Consider the following 26250-nt stretch of genomic DNA (forward strand, 5'->3'; position numbering starts at 1 on the left):
AGATGAATAGCTGAAGTTTCACTCATCGACTTTAATCTTCATTAATCAAATACTAACTCCTTCCATTCCTAATGAATTCAAACTGCTTCTATATTCTTTCATTTCCTCTTCACTATTATTTTCAATGATTACTCGCAATTGTGATATTACCTTTTCTTTATCTTTTGGCAGATAGCCCGTAATTGGTCGGAAATTGGTAATCGTATTAGCTTGTAATCTTGTTGTAATCATGAGCTTTTCTATAAGTGTTATTAATTCTTCTAGTCTTTCTTTCTCTCCCGCAGGAATAAATTTTCCATCCTGCGCCATATGATATAATTCTGTATCTGGAAAAAGCGTAAGTGAATCAATATGTAATAAGAAAGGATTCTTTACATAATACGGTCTAATTTGATTTAAAACCTTAGCCGTGTATAGCGCGTTTCTTTTCCCATTTCCTTTCCCTGCCAGTCCAGTCATATATACCAAATAATATTCTATACCTGCTTCATCCAATTTAGCCAGCTGCCTAACTATATCTTCTGATGTATACCCTTTATTAGCCAATAATAAGGTATCATCGTCTCCACTTTCCATACCTATGCTTAAACCATTTATTCCTAATGCACGTAACCTTTTAAGTTGTTCTATACTCTTTGGAATAATATCTCTGATACTAGCAAACATAGATATATTCTGACATTTAATTAAATAATCCTTTACTGTTAAAGCTCTAAGCTTCAGATTTTCATAGCTCATAGCAAATGGATTTGCTCCTGTTAGGAAAAGTCTTCTTGCATATGGTTGATATTTTTTTATTTCTGCCAGATCTTCTTCAAACTCTTCGATCGGCGACATTCGAAAAGGTTCATTCTTATATAAACTGCAAAACTTACATTTATTGTAGGTACAACCTGATGTAGCTTGAATTATCACTGAAAATGCTTCATATGGTGGTCTCCATGTTCTACCTGTAAAATGCAATATTATTCCTCCCTTACAAATGGCGAAGGTTTCTTCGATAATTTCGTAATTCTTCTTCATCCACATTATTAATAATTCTATCTAGTTTGGATAATAGTTTATGTCTGGCTTCTGGTAGATTACCTATTAATTGAAATGCATTAGAAGCTCCAAGAGCTGCAAACTCGACTGGTATCTCTAAATTTTCCACTAAAGTTCTGACTTCAATATATTTCTCAATTTCTGTCTCTTCAATCCAGTTTCCATTTTTTATCTCTTGATAAAGTTCAGAATCTGGATATATTGTCATTATATTGGCACCTACCATTTTGGGGTTAAGTTGGTTACAAATGCACGCTGTAGCTTTTGCCCCTATGAGCAATGTACTACAGTAAGTACCATTCAAAAAATCCTAGGTGGTAAATGGAAAATAATTATATTATGGTATATTGCAAATTCTGAAGTCATACGATTTGGTGAACTAAGTCGACTACTTGGTGATATTACACAGTCCACCCTCACAAAGCAATTGCGTGAACTGGAAGCAGATGGCTTTATTTTTCGCCATGTATATCAAGAGGTTCCTCCAAAAGTAGAATATTCTCTTACCGATTTAGGAAAAAGCTTTGTACCAATACTAGAACACATGAGAATATGGGGAGATCAGAATCTGAAATCTAACCGCCAGCTTAACTAGTGATTTATTCATATGAATTATGCTTAATAAAAACTGGGAGCATAGAATTGCTCCCAGTTTACACAATCTTTTTACTTAATAACTTAATAATACTATTTCCATCTCTACTTCATTCTCTGCCTACCGGTATGATCAATTACATAATTCCCCCGATAAATCAATTTAGATATGGGTACCAATTCATATCCTTGATCCTTTAATCCCATGATTACAACTTCCAATGCCTTCGGTGTATATTTTGCCCCATTGTGCATCAATATAATCGAACCGTTCCCGAGCTTTTTATTCACGGTACAGCGTTTGACGATATCATCCACTCCGTAATCCTTCCAATCCAGAGAATCCACATCCCACTGTATCGTATAGTAATTACACTCTCTTGCTGTGCCAACCAGCGTATTGTTATAATCTCCATAGGGAGGGCGGAACAAATTCATCTCAATACCGGTGAGTTCCTTGACGCGATTATGTGCCTTCATAATCTCTTCCTTACACTCCTCTTTGGTAAGCTGAGACATCTGTTTATGGTTTTCACTATGATTACCAAGATCATGGCCTGCTGCAGCAATTGCTTTCACATCCTCTGGATATTTTTCAATCCATTCCCCTGTCATAAAAAATGTAACCTTAACATTATGTTTTTTCAAAATATCAAGAATGGTTTTCGTATCCTCATTCCCCCAGGCCGCATCAAAGCTGAGTGCAACTTTCTTTTCCTCCGTATCTACACAATAGATTGGCAAATCCCTTCTACTACCTGTATTAGACACAGTAATCGCATTTGGAAATATCTTTATACCAAGCCCTATCATCACTATCATGCTCAATACAACAATACCGATTTTTACGAATAAGGTACCATTTGATTGTATTTGATCATTTGGTTCCATCACATCACCACAACTAGGTTTCTTAATATAATATATTTCCACAGCTAGGTCACTATACTTACTCTACAGCATATCACTTCATTTGTGTATGTTTATGCTCATTTAAAATCAATTTATCCAGTACTGCTTTATAAACCAAAACGATTTGTGCGTCAATGTAACAGAATTTATTGGCTATGAATTCATATGTTTTGTATACAAAGCAAATACTCATTAAGATAAGTGCTGCTATGGTTAATTCCGGTTGAATTGATTTGGATATCAAGAAAATAGATGCAGACAGATAAAACAAAAATGCCACAAAAAAGTTTCTACTAATTCGAAAAGCAAGAAGCATCGTATCATTTAGCCGATTGTGCATTTTCGTAATGGATTTCAGGTCTCTGTACTTCAGTTTATCATACATATCATTAAAGATGGTTTGGCTATCATTTATTTTTGATTCCATATTCTTTTTAAGAAAAGAAGAGTATCGGCGGTAATTCACTTCGCCTAGCTCCTTACTTATAAGTTTTTTAAATACATTCGACATAAATTCACCTACTCTCATTAACGATAATCGGATCCGATTGTATCAATACTAAATTATTTGGAACATCAATTCCGTTAATTTATCTAAATTATATATTACTATTATTCGCTGAGGACATAAAATAAAACTCTGCAAATGCTGTCACTCTTTCCTTATAAATCTATCTCATATATCGGTAATATCCATTACAACCACATATTTTTTAACAATTTATCGCTTTTTCAATGTTTTATTAACAAATTGTTCATAATATATCCATACAAAAATCATATATGTCTTTTATAATATAAGTAGTTCGAAGGAACTATTAAATAATTAGATTAACCATTAATATGCTAATAAGATAATTTTTTTCATAAAATAAGCCCGGCAGCTACCCTCCCCCCTCTACCGGGCTTCTCCTCTTTTAAAAGCCACTTTGAAGAGAAAAGTCATTGTAATTATGACTAATTCTCCGGGATAGAGATTGCATCTATTCCTTTTTTTATGCTCAGTATTCTGTTTAATGCTCCATCATAATTAAATTCCTGAATATCATATAAAACCAGTTGCAACTCTTTACGATTGTCACTATGATCCCGTTCAATTAATAACTCTAACGATTTAACGATAGAATCGTATTCAAATCTCTTGATATAATATATGGTATTTGTCAAGCATTGTTCATATTCCGAGTCTGTTATGGGTGGATAAGGTGTCTCCTGCTTCTCTTTCTCATTTTTTATCATGGCATCATACTGATCTAATACCCTATGTAGTTTTGTTAACAATTCTTTCAATTGCATTTCTATTCTTAAGCATTTCTTTGTCACAGTCTTCTTAATGGTAAAATCATATTCATTATACAGCTCTGACACTGACTTAAGTAATCCTAATGCCCCAATGCTTGTTAATATGTTTTTTAGCTTGTGGATATCGTTTCTTAAATCATCTTCCGAATTAGTCCTTATATTGATACCTATACTTTCGAGATTTGCAGAAAGATCATTACATGCCACCTTCAGTATATTTATATACTGTGTAGCACTACCTAACGCATACATTAATCCGTCCTCATAATCGATTTCCTCTACGTTGGATAACATTGCTCTAATCCGTCTACTCCAGGGATCGATACATTGATAATCCTTTTTCTCCTTATAAATAAAATCGAGATCATTAAACCATTGTTTTATAATTGTCGTAAGACCCTCCAGCTCTAATGGTTTGCAAAAAATATCGTTTGCTCCAGCCATACGATATCGGAACTTTAATTTATCCGTAACATTGGATGTAAGCGCAATAATTATCGTTTTTTGCTTATCAGGATAAATTGCACGTATCGCTCTGGTTGTTTGAATCCCATCCATTTTAGGCATAATATGATCAATAAATATCATATCATAATAATACCGTTCAACGAAATGTAATGCTTTATCCCCCGAAGAGGCTACATTTGCACTTATATTAAATTGTTCCAACATATTGGCTAATATCATCGTATTAACCTCGTTATCATCGACTACAAGTACTTTCAGCATAGATACTATCCTCATAATAATATTGCTTCTACTTACTTTATTTTACACAGGAAATGACATAAATCAACTACTATATTTATTTTTCCTGTATGTATCAGAAATTTATGAAATTTAACCTTTTATAAACAATATTAATTTGATATAATATTCGTTAGGTATTTAAGAATAAAACTAGGAGGTAGAATAATGTCTAATGTTACTATCATGGATCACCCGTTAATTCAACATAAAATAGGAATTATGCGTCGTAAAACCACATCCACCAAGGAGTTCCGCGATTTAGTATCCGAGGTTGCCATGTTAATCTGCTACGAGGCGACCAGAAAGCTTCCATTAGCTGATATTGAAATTGAAACTCCACTTGTAAAAACAGTTGCTAAGGAGATCGCCGGCAAAAAGCTATGTATTGTTCCTATTTTGAGAGCGGGTCTTCACATGGCCGATGGTATTCTGAATCTTATTCCCAATGCAAAAGTAGGACATGTTGGTTTATATAGAAATGAAGAAACCTTAGAACCAGTAGAGTATTTCTGCAAGCTTCCTTCCGATGCTAGCGAACGTGAGATTTTTGTAGTAGACCCAATGTTAGCAACCGGAGGTTCTGCTGTAGCGGCAATTGATATTCTTAAGAAAAGAGGTATATCCAAGATACACTTCTTATGTCTCATAGCTGCTCCGGAAGGGGTAGAGCGTTTATCCGCAGCGCATCCTGATGTTGAGATTTATATTGGTAATCTGGATGAACGCCTCAATGATAAAGGATATATCTTACCAGGCTTAGGCGATGCCGGTGACCGTATCTACGGAACAAAATAAGAAGAATTTTAAGAGCGAATAAGCATTAAAGCTCCTAGTAAAATTAGGCTGTGCTAAAATATATTTACAGGAATTATGACTTACCATAAAAACCTATAGATATACTTTACACAGCCCTTTTATATTTATCTTAATTAGTTGTTAAAAACTTATAAATCGTAACAGAATCAAATTCCTTACCTGCTTTCAGTACACAGGATGGGAATGAAGGAATGTTACATGAATTCGGGAAGTACTGTGTCTCAAAACAAACGCCATATCTCTTCTGATATACTGCTCCGTCCTTGCTGTTATTCACAGGCTGCATAAAATTACCGGAATAAAACTGCATTCCTGGGAGATCTGTAAATACCTCCATCACGCGCCCGCTTCTGTCATCTATAAGTTCAGCGACCTTTTCTACTTCTGCTCCGCTGATATCCAGAACATAATTATGATCATAGCCGCCTGCCAGCTTTAAAGGCTCATAATCTGCATCAATATCCTGACCGATTCTCTTAATGGTTCTAAAATCCATAGGTGTTCCAGAAACATCTCTTAGTTCTCCTGTTGGAATCAATCCATCATCCGTTGGAGTGAACTGATTTGCTTTAATCCAAACCTTGTGATCTAAGATTGAACCGGAATCATGTCCTGATAAATTAAAATATGAGTGATTCGTGAAATTAACTATGGTATCTTTATCCGACACGGCATGGTATTCTATTACCAATTCGTTATCCTCTGTTAAGCTGTAGGTTACCGAAACATCAAGATTGCCAGGGAAACCCTGTTCCATGTGCGGACTAAGTCTGGAAAATTCAACTGATATAATATCTCCATCTTCATAATACTCCGCATCATACATTACTTTATTATATCCTAAAAATCCGCTGTGGAGATTATTCTCTCCATCGTTCTTGTCTAATTCGTATACTTTACCGTTAAGCTCAAACTTAGCACCACCAATACGGTTAGCATGTCTTCCGATAAATGATCCAAAACCAGGGCCATTTTCTTCATATCCTGCAATGTTCTCAAAGCCCAATGCCACATCGGTAAAATTCCCGTTTTTATCCGGAACAATGATACTTACTACATTAGCACCATAATTGGTAAGGGATACCTTCATTCCGTTACTATTGGTAATAGTAAATAAAGTAGCTTCCTCACCTTTACTGGTTTTCCCAAATGATTTTTGCGTGATTTCCATTTTCTCTACTCCTTAATATTATTTGTTAGTGTAAAGTATTTTACACTGATTTTTTATAAGAACCCTTTATTTTTCAAGGGTTACAGAGCTTTTTAAAATAAAAAAACAATGACCCCCTATTTTCAGTTATAATTGAAGTTACCACACAACAAAATACTGAAGAAAGGTCATTGTTATGGACTCAATTATACTCTATTTAATTAACATTATTCAAGAGCAGTACAAACAAATCTGCTATTTACTTCTCTTTATCTGCAAATATATTCCTCTCAAGCAGTGGGCTTTCGATGATTCCCATTCCCCTGAGTACCAAAAATTCAAGGTTGATAAACTTCCTACTGTGTACACTCCTGCAACCTTCGATTATCAGCTTTACATAGCTTATATCAAACACCGCTATGGTTACCTGATTAAACCAATCAAACGCCGTTCCGAATCTGATATCCCAAAGGATTTGGTCTGTCCCCGCTGCGGTGCTCCTCACGATTACTTATACAAAAACAATGGCGCCAAAGGTCAATTCATGTGCAAGGTCTGTGAGGAACTCTTTAACTCCGATAACATTTATAAGCATACCATCGAGCTTCGCTGCCCTTACTGTGGTAACATCTTGGTTCCCAAGAAGGAGCGTAAGTTCTTCCGTATCCACAAGTGTACCAATCGTAAATGTAGCTATTACCTAGCCAATAAACGTAAGCTTCCACCAGATCTGAAACCGGAAGAAAAACACAAATATAAGCTCCACTATATCTATCGTGAGTTCACGATGGATTTCTTTCGCATGGACTTACACTCCCTTCCGTCAAATGCCACGGGCTTCAGTTTCAAGAAGTTTTCTCCTCATATACTGGGATTGGTTCTAACCTATCATGTAAACCTAAAGCTCTCCACCAGACAGACTTCTCATGCATTGAAAGAGGTTCACGGTATCGACATTTCCCACACTACTGTTGCCAGTTATGCTATGACCGCGGCTTGTGTCATTAAGCCTTTCGTAGACACCTACGATTATAAACCATCCAACATCCTCTCTGCCGATGAAACCTACATCAAAAAGCTCGGTAAAAAGCATTATGTCTGGATTATCATGGATGCATGTAAAAAGAGCATCCTTGGCTATCAGGTCTCCGATAACCGGAGTGTCGGTCCCTGTATTCTTGCCATGCGCATGGCCTTCGAGAAGTTCAAAGTGTTTCCCTCAAAGCTTCTGAAATTCATTGCTGACGGTTATAGTGCCTATCCTCTGGCAGCCCAGTATATAAAAGCTCAGAAAGGATGGGACTTTGACGTAACACAGGTAATCGGACTTACAAATGATGATGCTGTTTCAACCGAATTCCGTTGGGTCAAACAGGTTGTGGAACGTTTAAATCGTACCTTCAAGATGTCCTACCGCATCACCAATGGTTATAACAGTGATGAGGGTGCCTTGTACGGAGTTTCCCTGTGGGTTGCTTATTACAACTTCCTAAGACCGCATCCCCATAATTACTGGAAACCTTTAAATGAGATAGATGAATTCGAGAAAGTAGGGAACATGCCCGCCAAGTGGATTATCCTCATCCGTTTGGGGCAGCAAAAAATCTTGGAAATGCAGAAATCCTCCGCTGTGTCAGGTAATACCTGTTCCTAGATTAAGGAGCCAGAGGTGGTACCCAGCCACCGGAAGTTTACTTCCGGCTTGACCTTGAATGCAATAAAAAGTAATGCTACAATGCTGTGAATACGACGGTAAGAACTTCCTGTTCCTGAGTTACTTCGCCGTCGGTGAAACCTTCAGAGCATTACTTTTTGTTGCAATCAAGGTTGGCGTAGTCTGCCACTGCATAAATTTCTAGTTAAAATATTTGCTTTTTCAATGTTCAAAGGATCATATTTCTTTACATCAGTTTTTCATACCAAACTTTACACTACCTATTATTTCGGGTTACTTTCTGGTACAACAATCAATATAACCTACAAAAGTACACTGTACTAGCTTATAATTATAGCATATTTATACAAAAGTGCAAATATTTTTATTGATTTGACACAGTGTAAAACCAATGCTATACTTATTAAGCATATTTGTGCAAAGGGTATTAAGTGTTCAAATATTCACTCATAGTTTCTGTGAATATTTGAAATAATAGGGAAACAGGTGAAAATCCTGTACGGTCTCGCCGCTGTAATTGGGGAGTTTACTTCAGCAAGTTGATCTTGTTAACATCACTGGAACTGTGTTGTAAATCAGCCTTCTGGGAAGATATGAAGTAAATTATGATCCAAGAGTCAGAAGACCTGCTTAATTACCGTACCATATGTTCCACGAGGATTTGGACAAGGGTACAATAAAGTCCAACTGCGTTACGGCGGTTTTATTTTATTGTCCTTTTTCCTTTTGTGGGTAAAGGCTTTTTTTATTGTATCACTAGGAAAGAGCTCCCCCATTATATATACGGGGGTATCTTACCTAATATCACAGGAGGATTGGATATGGAAGAAAAAAACAATGTACGAAGATCACTGATCGCATTCGGTGTGCTGATAGTACTGGCAATCGTCATGCTAATCGCTTATTTTCAGCTCAGACCGACAGGATCAACCGGAAAGAAGGAAATTGAAGTAGAGGTCATAATTCCAGAGAAAGAGAATGAAGAATTTACATTGCATACCAATGCTGAATTTCTTCGTCAAGCATTGGAGGAAGCAGAATTGGTGAAAGGTATCGAGAGTGAATATGGTCTTTTTATTACCGAAGTAAATGGCAGAGTTGCAGATGATACGAAGCAGGAATGGTGGTGTATAACCAAGAATAAGGAGAACGTTAATTATGGTGTGGATGAAATAGCGATAAATGATGGCGATCATTATGAAATCACACTAACCGTCGGATATTAAATAAGTAATTTACTTCGTAAACACAGAAGATTGGGGTGATATCCTATACGAATTAAGGATATTGTTATTATCAGTTTAATGGCAGATATTATGTTCATTGCGCAGGTTGCACTACGGTTTATTCCGAACGTCGAATTAATCTCCCTGTTTATCATTCTTTTTACCCTGATTTTAGGCTGGAAGACACTGTATATCATATATGTATTCGTTGCAATTGAAGCTTTGATATACGGATTTGGCCTATGGGTCATTAATTACTTATATATATGGGCATTTTTATTTTTCATAACAATGCTATTTAAAAAATATCAGTCAAAGTTATTTATGGCTGTTATATCGGGTATCTTCGGCTTTACCTTTGGTGCTCTATGTTCCATACCTTATTTTATAACAGGGGGCGCAGCTTCCGGCATCGCATACTGGATTGCCGGACTTCGATTTGATATCATCCACGGAATATCGAACTTTATTATTGCCTTTATACTTTATAAGCCATTCTACAGTATCATTGAACAAGCATCTAAGCGATTATATACGCAATCATAATTTACATTTTATGCTATTTTCCTTGTAAAAAAAGGTTATCCTTAAGGAGTGTTCCTTAAGGATAACCTTTAATCAATCGTTTCAAACAATATAACGCTATTTCTTTATAAACTTATTTTAATAAAACAAAATTTATAGTACAGAAAAAGGTACACTGTAAACCCAACATTGATTATAATTTTGTTACGTTAGTTGCCTGAGGACCCTTAGCTCCCTGAACTACTTCGAACTGAACTTCCTGGCCTTCTTCTAAAGACTTAAAGCCTTCCATGTTAAGACCACTGTAATGTACGAATACATCGTTGCCCTGTTCGTCAGAGATAAATCCAAATCCTTTTTGATTGTTGAACCACTTAACTGTACCTTTGTTCATGAAAAATTCCTCCAAAAAATAAAATATAATAATGTTTGCCGACTTCTTCGACAACATAATCATGATAACACTCTTTCATCTTTGTGTCAAACATTATTTGTCGACACAATTGTTTAATTCATACGCTTCCTTTGCCGTACATACCTCATAATGATTGTTTTCCAGTACTTGTAATGCAATTTGTAAATCTGAAAGCTTCATGATTATGGATGTATTACTTCCTGCTGTCTCCAGAGTGTACATATATTCTACACTTAATCCCGCTTCAAACAATATCCGCAAGACTTCATGCAATGTGCCTGGCTTTTGCGCTATCTTTACAGCAATTACATCTGTTAACATCGCAGAAAATCCTTCTTCTTTCAGTACTTTTCGTCCCTCTTCCGGATCAGATACAATCATTCTAAGTACACCATACTCTGATGTATCAGCTAAACTAAAGGAAGCAATATTGATATTCTTTTCGCTTAATGCTTCTGTAACACGCTCTAATCTGCCTTCTCTGTTCTCAATAAACACCGATAGTTGCTTAATAACCATAGTCCCCCTCCTATTCTCAATAAAACATATGCAAATAAATCCGAAATATCACAGGAATACGTGTCCTTATCGTATTTCACTAAATCAGTTTCCGATTATCTATCACTCTCTTAGCTTTTCCTTCACTTCTCTGTATCGTCTTTGGTTCTACAAGCTTAACCTTTACCGAAAGGCCCAAAGCATTATGCAGAACATGAGCAATCTTCTTTGTGAGATTCTCCAATTGCTTGATTTCATCGGAGAAGAAGCGTTCTTCCACTTCTACCTGAACCTCAAGAACATCCAGATTATTAACACGATCTACAATTAACATATAGTGAGGACTGGTTTCTCCCATCTCCAATAATGCAGCTTCAACCTGTGAAGGGAATACATTTACACCACGAATAATTAACATGTCATCAGAACGACCCTTAAATCTTGAGATACGAGCTAAGGTTCTTCCACATTCACATTTATCATATGTAATACTGGTTAAGTCCTTGGTACGATAACGGAACAATGGTAGAGCTTCCTTAGTCAAGGTTGTAAATACCAGTTCTCCGACTTCCCCTTCCTTACATGGCTCCAAGGTCTCCGGATTAATAATCTCGGGAACAAAATGATCCTCATATACATGAAGTCCTTGATGATATTCACAATCAGCTGCAACACCAGGTCCCAGAATCTCGCTTAATCCATAGATATCAAACGCCTTCAAATGAAGCTTAGCCTCAATCTCTTTTCTCATGTTTTCCGTCCATGGTTCCGCACCGCAAATAGCGGCCTTGAGTTTAATATTATCAATTTGCCCTGCTTCCTCCAACGTCTCCGCTATGTGCATTAAATAAGAAGGTGTGCAGGCAATGGCTGTCGCCTCAAAATCCAGCATCATGGTGATCAGCTTTTGTGTATTTCCGGTAGATTGGGGAATTACCGTAGCGCCTAAATTCTCAGCACCATAGTGCAGACCTAAACCGCCTGTAAATAAACCGTATCCATAAGCTACCTGAATTCTGTCATGTGCTCCAACTCCTGCCATAGCAAGTACTCTGGCTACACATTCCTGCCATATCTCAATATCTTTTCTAGTATATCCCACAACTGTCGCTTTTCCTGTGGTTCCGGAGGAAGCATGCACTCTGACTACCTCAGATTGTGGAACCGCAAATAATCCGAATGGATAATTATCTCTTAAATCATCTTTTGTTGTAAAAGGTAACTTCTTCAAATCCTCAATACTGTTGATATCACCAGGTTCGAGTCCCATCTGTTGCATTTTCTTACGATAAAATTCAACATTATGATATACCCTGTTCACTAATTTCTTTAATCTGGCGCTCTGAAGGCTGTGGATTTCATCACGGCTCATACATTCCTTCGTTTCATTCCAAATCATAATTGCATCCCCTCCCATGAGTAATTATTTTGTGTTTTCCTGTTACTACTGATGTAAGGTATAACCAACCTCAAATGCTTTTTTATTTATTTCGATGGTTTTCTTCGGAACCGTATTTTCGATCACTGTTAACCAGTCTTCCTTTGAAAAATCCATATGCTGTGCGGCGATACCAAGCACGATCACATTGAACACTTTACTGTTACCTAGCTTTTTTGCTTCCTCAATGGCATTCACTTTGAATACTCTATGTTCCTTTTCCATGTCTTCCAGGATATTTTCAGGATATTTTGCTGCACCGATTACAACCGGCATCGGATCAATTCGTTGATCATTCACAACAATTGCACCGCCCTTTTTTAAGAAGTGAGCATATCGTAATGCTTCCAAACGTTCAAAGGCGATTAAGACATCTGCCTGACCTTCCTCAACAATCGGCTCATTTACCTTGTCACCATATCTGACAAAGGTAACAACACTGCCTCCTCTTTGTGCCATTCCATGGACTTCTGACAATTTCACGTCATATCCCGCATGAATGGTCAACGCTCCTAATATTCTACTGGTAAGCAAGGTTCCCTGCCCGCCAACACCGACAATCATAATGTTTTTCGTTTCCATGGTAAATCCTCCTTATCGTAACTGTACCGGGCTGATTGCACCGAATTTACATGCTGTCTCACATAATCCGCAGCCATTACACATGGTATCATTGATTACAATTGTTCCGTTCTCTTTCTTCGTAATCGCCGGGCAGCCTGGTTTCATACACATTCCGCACTTCATACAAACCTCCGGATTAATTCGATACTGCTTCGATACCGGTGTCTTGTCTAGCAGAACACAAGGAGATTTCGTAATAATTACTGCCACATCATCTATCGCAGTAGCTTCCTTAACCACCTTTTCCAGTCTAGCCGTATCAAAGGCATTTACTTCATATACATGGTTAACACCAACCGACTTACACAAAGCTGCAATATCAATTGCATAGGTTGGTTCTCCCTTCAGCGTTTTACCCGTTGCAGCATGATCCTGATGACCAGTCATACCTGTTGTGGAGTTATCAAGAATCATTACTGTTCCAGTACCTTTGTTGTATATCATATTCATTAAAGAATTAATTCCCGTATGTAAAAATGTAGAATCACCGATTACTGCTACCCAGTTCTTGATATAATCTTTTCCCTTTGCCTTTTCCATTCCATGGAGGGTGGATATACTTGCGCCCATGCAAACGGTGGTATCAACAACACTTAACGGAGCCACAGCTCCCAGAGTATAGCAGCCGATATCTCCTGCTCCATGTATTTTTAATTTGCTTAGCACGGAATATACACTTCTGTGAGGGCATCCAGGGCATAAAATCGGAGGACGGTTCGGAGCCTGCGCTGGTAGAGCAATGGATAGCTTTTCTCCTCCAATTGCTTTGCGGAGAAGATTTGCCGAATACTCACCCTGAACAGTTAGTACTTCCTTTCCTATAGCCTTAATTCCCCAAGATTTTACCTGTTCTTCAATAATCGGATCAAGCTCCTCCACAATATATAAGGTATCCACCTTTGAAGCAAATTCCTCAATCAGCTTCTTAGGAAGAGGATTTACGATACCCAGCTTTAATACGGATGCATTCGGAAATGCTTCCTTAACATATTGATAGGGAATACCTGAAGTGATAAAACCAATCTTCGTATCATTATATTCAACCTTATTAATTGGAAAATTGCATCCATCCTTCACGAGAGCCGCTTCTCTGCTCTCAACGACCAAATGACGTCCTTTTGCATTTCCCGGCATCATTACATTTTTAGCAAAATCTCGTACATAGGGTTTATCTTCTAATTCTATCCGATCATTGAGCTCCACCATTCCCTGGGAGTGGGACAATCTGGTAGTGGAACGTACAATTACCGGTGTATCATATTTTTCACTTAGATCAAATGCAAATTTTACAAATTCCTTTGCTTCACTACTATCAGAAGGTTCTAATACAGGAACTTTTGCAGCTCTTGCTACCGCTCTTGTATCCTGCTCATTTTGCGAGCTGTATAGGCCAGGATCATCCGCTACAATAGCAACTAAACCACCAGTAACTCCGATATAAGATACCGTAAATAACGGATCAGCTGCAACATTTAAACCAACATGCTTCATCGATGCTAAAGCCCTTACTCCGCTTATCGATGCACCAATCGCAACCTCCATTGCCACCTTTTCATTGGGTGACCATTCCGAATAAATCTCATCATATTTTACAATATTCTCACTGATCTCTGTGCTGGGTGTTCCCGGGTAGGCTGCGGACACTTTACAACCCGCCTCATATGCACCACGAGCAAAAGCTTCATTTCCAAGCATTATAACTTTTTCAGACACTATGTAAAACTCCTTTCTTGCATAAAACATGCTGGCAAACTGCCGATGTCCTTTATCACGAACTGTAGGTAATTTTACCAATTACACTCCTTGTAATGGAAGCTTACCTTTATTCATCCATTGCTACTAATTTTATCACATTACTATAGTAAAGCACAACCCTATTTTTCATTAATAATTATTGTTCTTATAGAACACCGGAAGGATAGAGACAGGAATATATCCACCGCGGAGCCGCTTTCGCTTAGTTGCACTAAGTAACGGTACATAAGGCTCTAAAATACAGAGCCTTATGTACCGACTAGTGCAAATACTCCGACTCTGGATATATTCCTGCCTCCATCCTTTCGGAGTTCATTTATATAATTAAGAAATTCAGAGAATTTCTTAATTATATAAATGTTTAGGGTATCATAAGTCAGCAGGATAATTTCAATGAATAATAATGAATATATTTAGATGACAAAGACCAGCTCAAGCGATTAATATGTTAGTTTTCCATCGCTTTAATCAGGCTATTGTCATCTCAACCAAATAAAAACTGACTCATGATATTATTCACAAGTCAGCTTTCAATGCGCAATCTATTTATTCTACCCAATGGTAAAATGCATATTTATATTACTCTGCGACGGTTTCTGTTGTATGCGTTGTGGGAGCAGTTATCTTTTCACCATAACAGCTAAAAATATCAGAAACATACTTCTTATCCATCTTAGGAGTAAGCAGACTAACTACTGGTACTACTACTAAGCCTGCAACCATTGCAAATGCCCCGGCATTGATCGGAGATGCAATATATTTTAAGAACATATTTGATACTGTAATACCGACACCGGTAGCAAAGCTTGCCCATACAGCAGCTTTGGTAACGCCCTTCCAATACAAACCATATAGGAATGGTGCTAAGAAGGATCCTGCCAAAGCTCCCCATGAAATCCCCATCAACTGTGCAATAAAAGTGGGAGGATTTAGTGCGAGGAATACGGATAATGCAATAAAGAATATAATCAATATTCTCATAGTGAGTAATTGACTCTTATCACTCATTTTCTTCACAATATTTCCTTTGATAAAATCCAATGTCAATGTTGAACTGGAGGTCATTACAAGTGACGCTAAGGTTGACATGGATGCAGATAATACCAGTACGACTACTATACCGATTAAGGCATTAGATAGAGTAGAAAGCATGTGAGGTACAATTGCATCATATATTACAGTGCCATCTGCTTTATGAATAGCCGGATTATCATATAATCTTCCGAAGCCACCTATGAAATAGCATCCAGCAGATACGATGATAGCAAAGATAGTGGAAATAATGGTTCCTGTCTTAATGGATTTATCATCTTTAATAGCATAGAATTTATGCACCATCTGCGGTAGTCCCCAGGTACCTAGGGAGGTCAGGACCACTACTCCAACAAGATTAATTGGGTCTGGACCAAAGGATGAGGCAAACACGCCGGTTTGTCCTAGCGTAGCAGGAGCATCACTTTCAAATATAGCTAAGCCGTTCAACGCTTCTATGAAACCGCCATTATTATTTAATACTGTTATAATGACCGCTATTATTCCAATCAGCATAATAATTCCCTGAATAAAATCATTGATTGCAGTAGCCATATATCCACCGAGTATTACATAAACACCGGTAAGTACAGCCATAACCAATACACAAACCCAGTATGGTATATCAAAGGCCATACCAAATAATCTGGATAATCCGTTATATACAGAAGCTGTATAAGGTACAAGGAAGATAAATGCAATTGCAGAAGCTGCAATTCTTAATGCCTTACTATTGTATCGGCTTCCGAAAAAGTCCGGCATTGTGGTTGATTTCACATGATGGGTCATAACACGAGTTCTACGTCCTAAGATCACCCAAGCCAATAGACTTCCTATCATGGCGTTTCCTATACCAATCCATGTAGCCGAAATACCGTACTTCCATCCAAATTGCCCCGCATAACCAACAAATACAACTGCTGAGAAATAAGTAGTTCCATAAGCAAAAGCAGTTAGCCACGGTCCCACTGCTCTTCCACCAAGTACAAAATCTCCAACATTAGTAGCATGCTTTCTTGCATATAATCCTACGAAAATCATAATTGCAAAAAAGACTACCAAAAACAACACTTTAATGAACATGTTGATACCTCTCCCTTTCCAAGCTCTTCATCGCTTTAACGCTTTAAAGCGTTTGCGCTTTAAAGCAATAATAACAAATTATTATGGATTTGTCAACACAAAAAAACGACTTATGCAAATATTTACTAATAATACATGCTACAGATACTTCGCTTAATATACATGTATAAGGCAATTTGCATAAGCCGCTATATGATTATCTTTTATTTATCTAAACTGCTTGATACAGCTTTAGAAGAAGTAATATATAGATCAGGGCAGCCAAAGGAACATATACCTGGAACTTCCAATGTTTTGTCTTATGATGAAACAGATGCATGCCAAGATAGCATCCCACACCTCCACCTGCAAAAGCCGCCATAAATAACACTCTTTCCGGGATTCTCCAAGCGTTTTTTACTGCTCTTTTCTTATCCACCCCCATTATAATGAAGCCGATCATGTTTATCAAAAGGAGGTATCCGATAATAACCGACATCAAGTATGGGAGCATGTTACATCTCCTCGCTTGCTATTGAGATTCCTAATTCCTTTAACTGTTTATCATCTACAATGTTTGGCGCTTCTGTCATGAGACAGGAAGCATCCTTAACTTTCGGGAATGCGATAACGTCACGAATGCTATCCTCCTGAGTCATCAGCATTACCAAACGGTCCAAACCATACGCAAGTCCAGCATGCGGAGGTACACCGTATTTAAATGCATTTAGGAGGAAGCCAAAGCGTTCGTAGGCCGCTTCCTTCGTAAATCCCAATACCTCAAACATCTTTTCCTGAATATCATTCTGGTAGATTCTCACGGACCCACCACCGATTTCAGTTCCGTTTAATGTAATATCATATGCTTTTGCTCTTACTTTGCCTGGATCGGTATCAAGCAGTGCCAGATCCTCATCCATTGGCATAGTAAACGGATGATGCTTCGCTGTATACCTACACTCTTCCTTTGAGTACTCCAACAGAGGGAACTCTGTAATCCAAAGGAATTTATACTCATCCTTATGAAGCAGGCCAAGATTTTTTGCAATTTCTACACGGAGAGCTCCTAACGAAGCAAATACAATCTCATCTTCGTCTGCAGCAAATAGCAGAAGATCTCCCGGTTTTCCGTTCATCGCTGCCACTAATGCTGACAGTTCTTCCTCCGTCATGAATTTTGCAAAGGATGATTTATATGAACCATCCGCTGCAATTGCCAGATATGCCAATCCCTTAGCCCCATAATCCTTAACAAAATCCACCAATGCATCAATCTTTTTTCTAGGCATATCTGCCTGGCCTTCCGCATTAATACCTCGAACGGAACCGCCTTTTTCTAGTGCGTTAGTGAATACGCTAAAGCCACAGCCTTTTACAACCTCTGACACATTTTTTAATTCAAATCCAAACCGAATATCCGGCTTATCAGAACCAAACCGATCCATTGCTTCTGCATAGGTCATTCTCTGTATCGGTAATGGTATATCGATACCAATGCTCTCTTTGAACATCTTCTGTAATAAGCGCTCATTAACACTGATAACATCATCCACATCTACAAATGAAAGCTCCATATCAATCTGAGTAAATTCCGGCTGTCTATCCGCACGAAGGTCTTCGTCACGGAAGCACTTAACTATCTGAAAATACCGATCATAACCGGAGCACATTAATAGCTGCTTGAAAATCTGTGGTGATTGGGGTAATGCATAGAAATTACCAGGGTGTACACGGCTGGGCACCAAGTAATCTCTGGCACCTTCCGGAGTACTCTTCGTAAGCATTGGAGTCTCTATCTCCAGGAAGCCTTCCTCTGTCAGAAAACTCCGGGTTACATTCGCAACCTTACTACGAAGAATCAGGTTTTTCTGTAAATCAGGTCTTCTTAAATCCAGATAGCGATATTTCAAACGAAGCTCTTCCTTTGTCTTTGAATCCTCTTCAATCGGAAACGGAGGTGTCTCTGCTTCAGAAAGGATTCGCAGTTCCTTTGCTCTAATTTCAATTTTACCGGTAGCAAGATTTTCATTCACAGCTCCGGAACGGGCTTCCACCTTACCTACTACAGCTATTACAAATTCACTTCTTAAGGTTTCTGCTTTCGTAAAGTTTTCATTGCCACAATCATTCGCCTCAAAAATGATCTGTAAGATGCCGGATCGATCTCTTAGATCAACAAAAATAATACCACCCTTATTTCTGCTTTTCTGTACCCATCCCATTACAGTAACATTTTCTCCGATATTCTTTTCGGATAATTCGGTACATCTGTGGCTTCTGTGCAAGCCTCTCATAGATTCAGCCATTTCTCATTCTCCTTTTATCTAAAGTCGGGAATTCCCGCCTGATCTTCTAACTTAATAAATTACTACATAAAATAGTTGAAAACCCGCATAGCGTGTTTTCAACTATTTTAATCCATTTTAATATATCTGTCCATATCTAATTTACGGATAAAAGCTTAAGAAACCAAGAAATCAAAGCATCTGCGATTTTTTACAAAGGGTCTCACATAGGTATTCGCTACTCTCACATGCTCCGGATGAATTGTATATGCTTTAAGTGCTTCTTCGCTCTCAAATTCACTGTAGAGCAGAATTTTCGCATCCGATGTATCGATTGGGTTCGTAATCAACTGTATCGTCAGAATACCCTCTATCTTATCAATCAGACCTTCCAGCTCTTTTTTCATCTCAGCCACATGCTTTTGATTCTCCTCTTCTGTAAAACCATCTGCATAATCCCATCCAATAATATGTTTAACCATAAAAGCCTCCCTTCTGCCATAAGCAACGTATATCAACACAATAGCTTTCCTGTTAATATCATCAAAGTGATGATATTAAGCAAATAAATACTGCCAGGTTTCCTGTTTCTCAGACAGATTTGTCTGTCATATTCATAATATGCTCAATTAGGACACAAATAAATCTGCTATTTTATCAAGAGTAACCTCTACCTGTTCACCGGTCTCCATATTTTTAACATTAGCCCGATTGTTCGCCAGTTCATCCGCTCCAATAATCACGGTATGCTTTGCTCCAATTTTATTCGCATATTTCATCTGAGCTTTCACACTGCGATCCATATAATCTGTCTCTACGATTACACCTGCTGCTCGCAATTTCTGAACCAACATAAACGCGGAGGCTTTTGCTTCCTGGCCCAAAATTCCTACATATAAATCTACTGCTGGTTCCGGCTCAAGCTCCACTCCTTCTGCTGCCAACTCATTGATAATGCGCTCAATACCAAATCCAAAGCCTACTGCAGGGATATTTTGCTTCTCATCAATTTCATGAATCAGATTATCATATCGTCCCCCGCCGCAAAGAGTAAAGCCCTCTGCATTAACAAATTCGAATACGGTTTTTGTATAATAATCCAGCCCTCTTACAATTCCAGTATCTACTTCAAAAGAAATGGATAACTCTGTTAATAATCGTTTTAGCTCCTCAAAATGATTTTTACATTCCTCATCCAGATATTCCACCGTTCTAGGTGCATCTTTTACAATTACCTTACAGGACGGAACCTTACAATCTATGACACGAAGCGGATTTTTAAGCATTCGTTCCCGACAGGTAGGGCACAGCTCACCTTCATGGGCTTTTAAATAATCAAGTAATGCTTCATTATAGGTTTTTCTGCAATTGCTACAGCCAATGCTGTTAATATGAAGCTTAGCTCCCTTCATACCCAGTTCCTTCATGAATTCCGTCAATAGGGAAATCAGCTCCACCTCAGCAAGCGGACTGGCTGAACCAAAGAATTCGATACCAAACTGGTGATGCTGACGAAGCCTTCCACTTTGCGGATTCTCATAACGAAATGCCTGAGTGAAATAGAATAGCTTTGTTGGCTGACTTTCAGCGAATAAACCATTCTCAAGATAGCATCGTGCCGTTCCTGCAGTACCCTCCGGTTTCAGTGTAATACTGCGGTTTCCCTTATCATCAAAGGTATACATTTCTTTTTGAACCACATCCGTGGTCTCCCCGACTCCCCTTTGGAATAAAATAGTATGTTCAAAGGCTGGAGTGATAACCTCTTTGATATTGTATACTTTACACAGCTTACGTGCAATTCCCTCGATAATGGTACGTTTATGCATATTAGAGCCATACCAGTCCTGTGTTCCCTTTGGTCTTTGTGTAATCATTTTCGTCCTCCGTTCTATCTAGTACATTGTTATATGATAGCTTTCTGCAATCAATTATATAGATGTTTATTCAATTCCAGAAAACTTCTTTTTCTTTCAATCATTTCATCAATTCGCTGAATATAATCCATAATACTCTTTACATTATCGACCCGTTCGATTCGGTTTTCCTCATGAAAAACGAACTTTGACATTCCCCCGGCTCCTAAAGCCAGAATGGTCTGCTGTTCCTCCATGATTAAGATGTTATAAAGTCCTTCTTTTCCATACTTTGCATATCCAATATTTTCAAGATTCTCAGCCATATTTTTTTGACGATAGAGATAATAGGGCAGATATCCGTTATGGTTGGCAAACTCGATAGATTCCTTCAGCATACCGGAGACATCCGTTGCTTTCTTATCCATATACTGCTCTTTTTCCATATTTAATCTGGCAGCACGTTTTATTGCTAAGGTATGCACCGTAAGGCTTTCCGGATTCAGCTTTTTTATCTGCTTCAGTGTATCTGACACATCATCCTTTGTTTCTCCTGGCAAGCCAAGAATAATATCCATATTGATATTCTCATGACCAGTTTTTCGAGCCATATGAAAGGCCTCATATATCTGATCAACTGTATGTCTTCTTCCGATTAGATCCAAGGTTTTTTGCTGCATGCTTTGAGGATTGATTGATATTCGATCCACTCCGTATTGCTTGAGAATCTGAAGCTTTTTTTCAGTAATACTATCCGGTCTTCCTGCTTCAACACAGAACTCTTTGACATAAGTTAAATCAAAGTATTCTCTTATTTTCTTTAATAATCTCTCCAGCTGATCTTCCTGTAACGTAGTCGGTGTTCCGCCACCCAAATACACGGTCGTCAGCTTTTTATTTGGAAAGCAGGTAGCTGCATATTGAATTTCTTTCTCAAGAGCCTCAAGGTATGCCTCCACGTATTCAGAATATTTCTCAATGGAATAGGATGTAAAGGAGCAGTACAAGCATGTGCTGGGACAAAAGGGTATTCCAATATATAGGCTATAACCATTCTTATAATCCATTTCCTGCAGCAGCTGTGCTTCCCTCCTGGCAATCTCAATACTCATAGATATTTTTTCATCCGAGCAAAGATATTCTTCCCCCATGGTACGATAAATATCTTCCGTGTCCATGTTCTGTTCCAACATTTCATACACCAGCTTAGTAGGACGAATACCGGTTAATATTCCCCAAGGGAGTTGTTTCTCCGTAATACGGGATAATAATTCATATAAGGAGCGCTTCATCACATTCTTATATCTGGACTTTCCTATACCTTCCGGCACACAGGTGCTAACAGATATTGGTTTATTATCCTCCTGTGAAAGAAAAATCATGATTTCTCTCTCTGTGAAATTCACCTCAAGTCTTATACCTTGTTCTAACGGATCTGTATGCTTTAACGCATATTCCTCTTCGGAATATACCTTCATCGCTGCTTCCGGATAAAAAGCTTTTACTAAAGGGTATACATCATTCTCAAAGCTTTTATCCGACAAGATGATATCTATCATATCTGTCTCCATTCCTAAGTTACCCAAACAAATAATTACTTTGGGGTTTACGTATCATAAACATCCCAATTCTGTGTGATATAGATATTATTCTCTCTTTCATAACCGATGGTCGTAGGATCACCGTGCCCTGGATACACCTTCACATTACTATCCAGACACATCAATTTCGTTGATATCGATTTAATTAACTCCCTTGTATCTCCCGTTGGTAAGTCCGTTCTTCCGATACTGTCTAGAAAGAGGGTATCACCACTGATTAAGATACCATAATCGGTAAAATAATAACATGCTCCACCCATGGTATGCCCGGGAGTATGGATTACCTTAATTAAGAAGCCGACTAGATTAATCTCCTGTTGATCCTTTAGCAACAGGTCCGGAACCAGACTAACCTCACACCCTATATTGGCGGAAGCATTCCAAGCCGGATTTTTCAGAAGCTCAGCTTCTTTTTCGTGAGCGTAAATCGGTGCTTTCGTAAGTTCGGACAGTTCCTTCGCAGCCATTATATGGTCAAAATGACCATGGGTGAGAAGGATTGCCTTACACACCAGGTCATTTGCCTTTAATTGCTCTTCTATTCGTTTCGCATTATCTCCGGGATCGAAGACAATAGCTTCTTTCGTAGTTGAATTACTGATTATATAACAGTTTGTCCGAACCATACCAAGAACAAGAACCTTCATATTCATATCAATCATACCATCAACCATGCCTTTCATCCTTACACTGGATACTTTGAGAAATCAGTTTACCCCGCAGTACGTTCAATATCAAGTACGCTCTCCACGTTGCGAAGCTTGGCTATAATCTCATTCAGCTGCTCTTTTCCATGAATTTCAAAGCCAATACTGATTGTAGCAGTTCCCTGCTTACTAGTTCTTACATTCATAGATGTAACATCAATTTTATTTTCCGTTAGAACCCTGGAAATATCTACAAGGACTCCGGTTCGGTTATTGGCATATATTTTGATCTCTGCAGTATATACTCCTCCTGGATCCTTACCATCAGCCACATTCCACTCCGCATCAATCAATCTGGCCCTGTCTTCCTCCGGTAGGTTAATGACATTGATACAGTCTGTTCTATGAATGGACACGCCCCGTCCTCTTGTTACAAAGCCAACTATTTCATCTCCGGGAACTGGGCTGCAGCACTTTGAAAAACGAACCGCCACATCATGAATACCTTCTACTACAATTCCACTCTTGGATTTCTTCTGCGGAATACGATCCTTTACCTCGGTAATGGCATCCAGAACATTCTCGTCGGTAACTTCCTTCTTGTTCTTCTTTTTATATTCTTCCAGAAGTTTATTAACGATCTGACCTTCCTTCAATCCACCATGGCCAACTGCTGCCAATACAGAATCCCAATCACGGAAACCATATTTTCTCATGACAACATTGGAGAATTCCGGTTTTAATAAATCGCTAAGTATTATACTCTTTGTCTTGCAGTAGGCGGCGATTAACTCTTTACCCCTGGTAATATTATCCTCTTTTAATTCCGTCTTAAACCATTGATTGATTTTATTCTTCGCCTGGGTACTCTTTACAATCGATAGCCAATCCCGGCTAGGACCTTTTGAGTTCTGGGAAGTCATTATCTCAATACGGTCACCATTCTGAATAACATAATCAATAGGTACAAGTTTACCATTTACTCTGGCACCGACCATCTTATTACCTACAGCACTATGGATACTGTAAGCGAAATCTATGGGATTCGACCCGGTTGGTAAGGTTTTCACATCTCCTGTGGGAGTAAAAGCATAAACACTTTCTGAAAACAAATCAAAATCATTCTTGATAAGGCTTAGGAACTCCTTATTATCGGACATATCCCGTTGCCATTCCAATACCTGTCGCAACCATGTAAGCTTCTCTTCTTCGGCTGTTGCAGAACCTGCTTTTCCATCCTGACCCTCTTTATACTTCCAGTGAGCAGCAATACCGTACTCTGCAGTTCGATGCATCTCATAGGTTCTGATCTGAATCTCAAAGGGCGCTCCCTTCGGTCCGATCAGTGTCGTATGAAGAGACTGGTACATATTCGGCTTCGGCATAGCGATATAATCTTTAAAACGCCCCGGTATGGGCTTATACATTTCATGAATTACACCGAGAGCTGCATAACAATCCTTTAAGGAATCAACAATAATACGTACTGCGAACAGATCATAGATTTGATCCAGTGTCTTATTCTGATTCACCATTTTCTTATAAATACTGAAAAAATGCTTTATGCGTCCATCGATCTTCGCTTCAATGCCCGCTTCTTCAATATGCCTGCGAACTTCGCTTACGATATCATCAATATAAGCTTGACGTTCACTTTTCTTACTAGCTATCTTTTCTGCCAAATCTTTATATATCTCAGGTTCCAGATATTTTAGGGACAAATCATCCAGTTCCACCTTGATTTTGGAAATACCGAGTCTCTGAGCAATGGGAGCATAGATATCCATTGTTTCTCTTGCCGTTTCCTTCTGCTTATGGGGTTCTTTATACTTCAGGGTTCTCATATTATGTAGCCGGTCTGCCAGCTTTATCAAGATCACCCGGATATCCTTTGCCATAGCAAGAAACATCTTTCTAAGGTTCTCTGCCTGCAGTTCAACCTTATCCATGTCATAATTCAGCTTTGTCAGCTTCGTTACACCATCCACTAACAGCGCAATTTCATTGGAGAACATAGAGGATATCTCTTCAATTGTAAAATCAGTATCTTCCACTACATCATGAAGAATTCCGGCAACGATCGTCTCTTTATCAAGCTCAAGCTCTGCTAAGATGTTAGCAACACATAACGGGTGAATAATATAAGGTTCTCCTGATTTACGAAATTGATCCTTATGGGCGTCATCAGCAAGCTTATATGCCTTTTCTATCATAGAAATATCCGCAGAAGGATGGTAAGCACGTATTTTCGCAATCAATTCCTTATAAAGCACTTCAGGCGAAGTAAAATCAGCCGGCGCATTGATTGTAGCCGATACAATCATATCCTCTTTTCCCGATATTACTTTAGATTCTTCCATGATATCACCACCCGTTATCAAATAGTAAAATAGAACGAACTCCAACTACTCTTTCAGCCTCTGTTATAAACATCCTAGCAAGCGATCTATCTGAAATTATTTTCCTTCGTATTGAATTACAGCTTCGACATCGAAGCCAGAAAGCTTTTCGCGTCCCTTCAGACCTTTAAGCTCCATTAAAAAGATGATTTTGACTACTTCTCCACCAAGCATCTCAACTAACTTTGTTATTGCTTCGATGGTACCTCCTGTAGCAATCAGATCATCCACTATTACAACCTTCTGTCCAGGTTTAATAGCATCCTTATGAACTTCAATCGTTGCCTTGCCATATTCCAAATCATAGTCCATAGAAATGGTCTCACAAGGTAATTTACCCTTTTTACGAACAGGGATAAATGCTTTGTTTAAATTGTAAGCAAGCGGAACACCAAAGATAAATCCTCTTGACTCCGGCCCAACAATCACATCAAAATCCAGATCTTTAATTAGCTCCTGCATACTGTCAATTGCCATTTTTAGTCCGTCTTTGTCCTGTAATACACTGGTCACATCCCGGAAAATGATTCCCGGTTCCGGAAAATCCGGTATACTTCTTACATAGCTCTCTAAGTTTTTCATATTGTTCCTCCATTCCTGCCCAATTGCTTTGTCTTTAGGCGTTGGCACAATTCTTTATGTCA

At 38.4% G+C, this 26250-nt stretch carries 25 protein-coding genes and 1 riboswitch; of the genes, 5 read left to right on the forward strand and 20 right to left on the reverse strand.

Going from position 1 to position 26250, the window contains the following annotated elements; genetic code table 11:
* Positions 1-45 precede the first annotated feature (45 nt).
* Positions 46-963: a radical SAM protein gene (locus H0486_RS13480; protein ID WP_228353490.1), complete on the reverse strand. Its 918-nt coding sequence runs from the start codon at positions 961-963 to the stop codon at positions 46-48.
* A 13-nt stretch (positions 964-976) separates the two neighbouring features.
* Positions 977-1252, reverse strand: a complete 276-nt coding sequence (locus tag H0486_RS13485; protein ID WP_323163550.1) for a hypothetical protein — start codon at positions 1250-1252, stop codon at positions 977-979.
* A gap of 30 nt (positions 1253-1282) precedes the next feature.
* Between H0486_RS13485 and H0486_RS13490 the strand changes: the two genes are divergently transcribed.
* A complete protein-coding gene (locus H0486_RS13490; RefSeq protein WP_228353491.1) occupies positions 1283-1639 on the forward strand; it encodes a winged helix-turn-helix transcriptional regulator in 357 nt (118 codons plus the stop codon).
* 104 nt (positions 1640-1743) lie between these two features.
* Here H0486_RS13490 and H0486_RS13495 read toward each other — a convergent pair whose 3' ends face one another.
* From H0486_RS13495 to H0486_RS13505, 3 genes are all read right to left on the reverse strand, one after another.
* Positions 1744-2529, reverse strand: coding sequence for a polysaccharide deacetylase family protein (locus H0486_RS13495; protein ID WP_330594532.1), 786 nt, complete (start codon positions 2527-2529; stop codon positions 1744-1746).
* A gap of 73 nt (positions 2530-2602) precedes the next feature.
* Positions 2603-3061 (reverse strand): hypothetical protein, encoded by a 459-nt coding sequence (locus H0486_RS13500; protein ID WP_228353492.1) that lies wholly within the window; start codon positions 3059-3061, stop codon positions 2603-2605.
* 446 nt (positions 3062-3507) lie between these two features.
* Complete coding sequence (locus tag H0486_RS13505) at positions 3508-4581, reverse strand: response regulator (protein ID WP_228353493.1); 1074 nt, start codon at positions 4579-4581, stop codon at positions 3508-3510.
* Between the two features lie 186 nt (positions 4582-4767).
* On the opposite strand from H0486_RS13505, the gene upp reads away from it, so the two are divergent.
* On the forward strand, positions 4768-5397 hold the full coding sequence (gene upp / locus H0486_RS13510; protein WP_228353494.1) for a uracil phosphoribosyltransferase: 630 nt from the start codon (positions 4768-4770) through the stop codon (positions 5395-5397).
* A gap of 130 nt (positions 5398-5527) precedes the next feature.
* On the opposite strand, the gene H0486_RS13515 is transcribed toward upp, so the two are convergent.
* Positions 5528-6589, reverse strand: a complete 1062-nt coding sequence (locus H0486_RS13515; protein WP_228353495.1) for an aldose epimerase family protein — start codon at positions 6587-6589, stop codon at positions 5528-5530.
* A gap of 175 nt (positions 6590-6764) precedes the next feature.
* Here H0486_RS13515 and H0486_RS13520 point away from each other — a divergent pair, with 175 nt between their 5' ends.
* From H0486_RS13520 to H0486_RS13530, 3 genes are all read left to right on the forward strand, one after another.
* A complete protein-coding gene (locus tag H0486_RS13520) occupies positions 6765-8222 on the forward strand; it encodes an IS66 family transposase (protein ID WP_228351561.1) in 1458 nt (485 codons plus the stop codon).
* 458 nt (positions 8223-8680) lie between these two features.
* Positions 8681-8891, forward strand: a riboswitch (cobalamin riboswitch).
* Positions 8892-9064: 173 nt separating this feature from the next.
* Positions 9065-9469 (forward strand): DUF4430 domain-containing protein, encoded by a 405-nt coding sequence (locus H0486_RS13525; RefSeq protein ID WP_228353496.1) that lies wholly within the window; start codon positions 9065-9067, stop codon positions 9467-9469.
* 90 nt (positions 9470-9559) lie between these two features.
* The gene (locus H0486_RS13530) at positions 9560-10015 is read left to right on the forward strand and encodes a hypothetical protein (protein ID WP_228353497.1); all 456 of its coding nucleotides are present in this window, start codon (positions 9560-9562) and stop codon (positions 10013-10015) included.
* A gap of 172 nt (positions 10016-10187) precedes the next feature.
* Here H0486_RS13530 and H0486_RS13535 read toward each other — a convergent pair whose 3' ends face one another.
* The 14 genes from H0486_RS13535 to H0486_RS13600 form a co-directional block, all read right to left on the reverse strand.
* Positions 10188-10388 carry a cold-shock protein gene (locus tag H0486_RS13535; protein WP_228353498.1) on the reverse strand — a complete coding sequence of 67 codons (201 nt, stop codon included), beginning with the start codon at positions 10386-10388 and terminating at the stop codon, positions 10188-10190.
* A gap of 93 nt (positions 10389-10481) precedes the next feature.
* The gene (locus H0486_RS13540; RefSeq protein ID WP_228353499.1) at positions 10482-10928 is read right to left on the reverse strand and encodes an ACT domain-containing protein; all 447 of its coding nucleotides are present in this window, start codon (positions 10926-10928) and stop codon (positions 10482-10484) included.
* Between the two features lie 79 nt (positions 10929-11007).
* Positions 11008-12306, reverse strand: coding sequence for a phenylacetate--CoA ligase family protein (locus H0486_RS13545; RefSeq protein WP_228353500.1), 1299 nt, complete (start codon positions 12304-12306; stop codon positions 11008-11010).
* Positions 12307-12351: 45 nt separating this feature from the next.
* Entirely contained in the window at positions 12352-12927 is a 576-nt protein-coding gene (locus H0486_RS13550; RefSeq protein ID WP_228353501.1) for an indolepyruvate oxidoreductase subunit beta, read from the reverse strand.
* 12 nt (positions 12928-12939) lie between these two features.
* A complete protein-coding gene (iorA, locus tag H0486_RS13555) occupies positions 12940-14682 on the reverse strand; it encodes an indolepyruvate ferredoxin oxidoreductase subunit alpha (protein ID WP_228354439.1) in 1743 nt (580 codons plus the stop codon).
* 621 nt (positions 14683-15303) lie between these two features.
* Entirely contained in the window at positions 15304-16839 is a 1536-nt protein-coding gene (locus H0486_RS13560; protein WP_228353502.1) for a sodium:solute symporter family transporter, read from the reverse strand.
* 211 nt (positions 16840-17050) lie between these two features.
* A complete protein-coding gene (locus H0486_RS13565; protein WP_228353503.1) occupies positions 17051-17332 on the reverse strand; it encodes a DUF1294 domain-containing protein in 282 nt (93 codons plus the stop codon).
* A 1-nt stretch (position 17333) separates the two neighbouring features.
* The gene (gene aspS / locus H0486_RS13570; protein WP_228353504.1) at positions 17334-19124 is read right to left on the reverse strand and encodes an aspartate--tRNA ligase; all 1791 of its coding nucleotides are present in this window, start codon (positions 19122-19124) and stop codon (positions 17334-17336) included.
* Between the two features lie 155 nt (positions 19125-19279).
* A complete protein-coding gene (locus H0486_RS13575; RefSeq protein ID WP_228353505.1) occupies positions 19280-19585 on the reverse strand; it encodes a Dabb family protein in 306 nt (101 codons plus the stop codon).
* A 147-nt stretch (positions 19586-19732) separates the two neighbouring features.
* Positions 19733-20980 carry a histidine--tRNA ligase gene (gene hisS, locus H0486_RS13580; protein WP_228353506.1) on the reverse strand — a complete coding sequence of 416 codons (1248 nt, stop codon included), beginning with the start codon at positions 20978-20980 and terminating at the stop codon, positions 19733-19735.
* Between the two features lie 50 nt (positions 20981-21030).
* Positions 21031-22518 carry a coproporphyrinogen dehydrogenase HemZ gene (hemZ, locus tag H0486_RS13585; protein ID WP_228353507.1) on the reverse strand — a complete coding sequence of 496 codons (1488 nt, stop codon included), beginning with the start codon at positions 22516-22518 and terminating at the stop codon, positions 21031-21033.
* A 47-nt stretch (positions 22519-22565) separates the two neighbouring features.
* The gene (locus H0486_RS13590) at positions 22566-23234 is read right to left on the reverse strand and encodes an MBL fold metallo-hydrolase (RefSeq protein ID WP_228353508.1); all 669 of its coding nucleotides are present in this window, start codon (positions 23232-23234) and stop codon (positions 22566-22568) included.
* A gap of 38 nt (positions 23235-23272) precedes the next feature.
* A complete protein-coding gene (locus H0486_RS13595) occupies positions 23273-25567 on the reverse strand; it encodes a RelA/SpoT family protein (protein WP_330594534.1) in 2295 nt (764 codons plus the stop codon).
* Between the two features lie 96 nt (positions 25568-25663).
* Positions 25664-26188, reverse strand: a complete 525-nt coding sequence (locus H0486_RS13600; RefSeq protein ID WP_228353509.1) for an adenine phosphoribosyltransferase — start codon at positions 26186-26188, stop codon at positions 25664-25666.
* Between the last annotated feature and the right edge of the window lie 62 nt (positions 26189-26250).

The sequence above is a fragment of the Variimorphobacter saccharofermentans genome, from assembly GCF_014174405.1.
GTDB lineage: Bacteria > Bacillota > Clostridia > Lachnospirales > Lachnospiraceae > Mobilitalea > Mobilitalea saccharofermentans.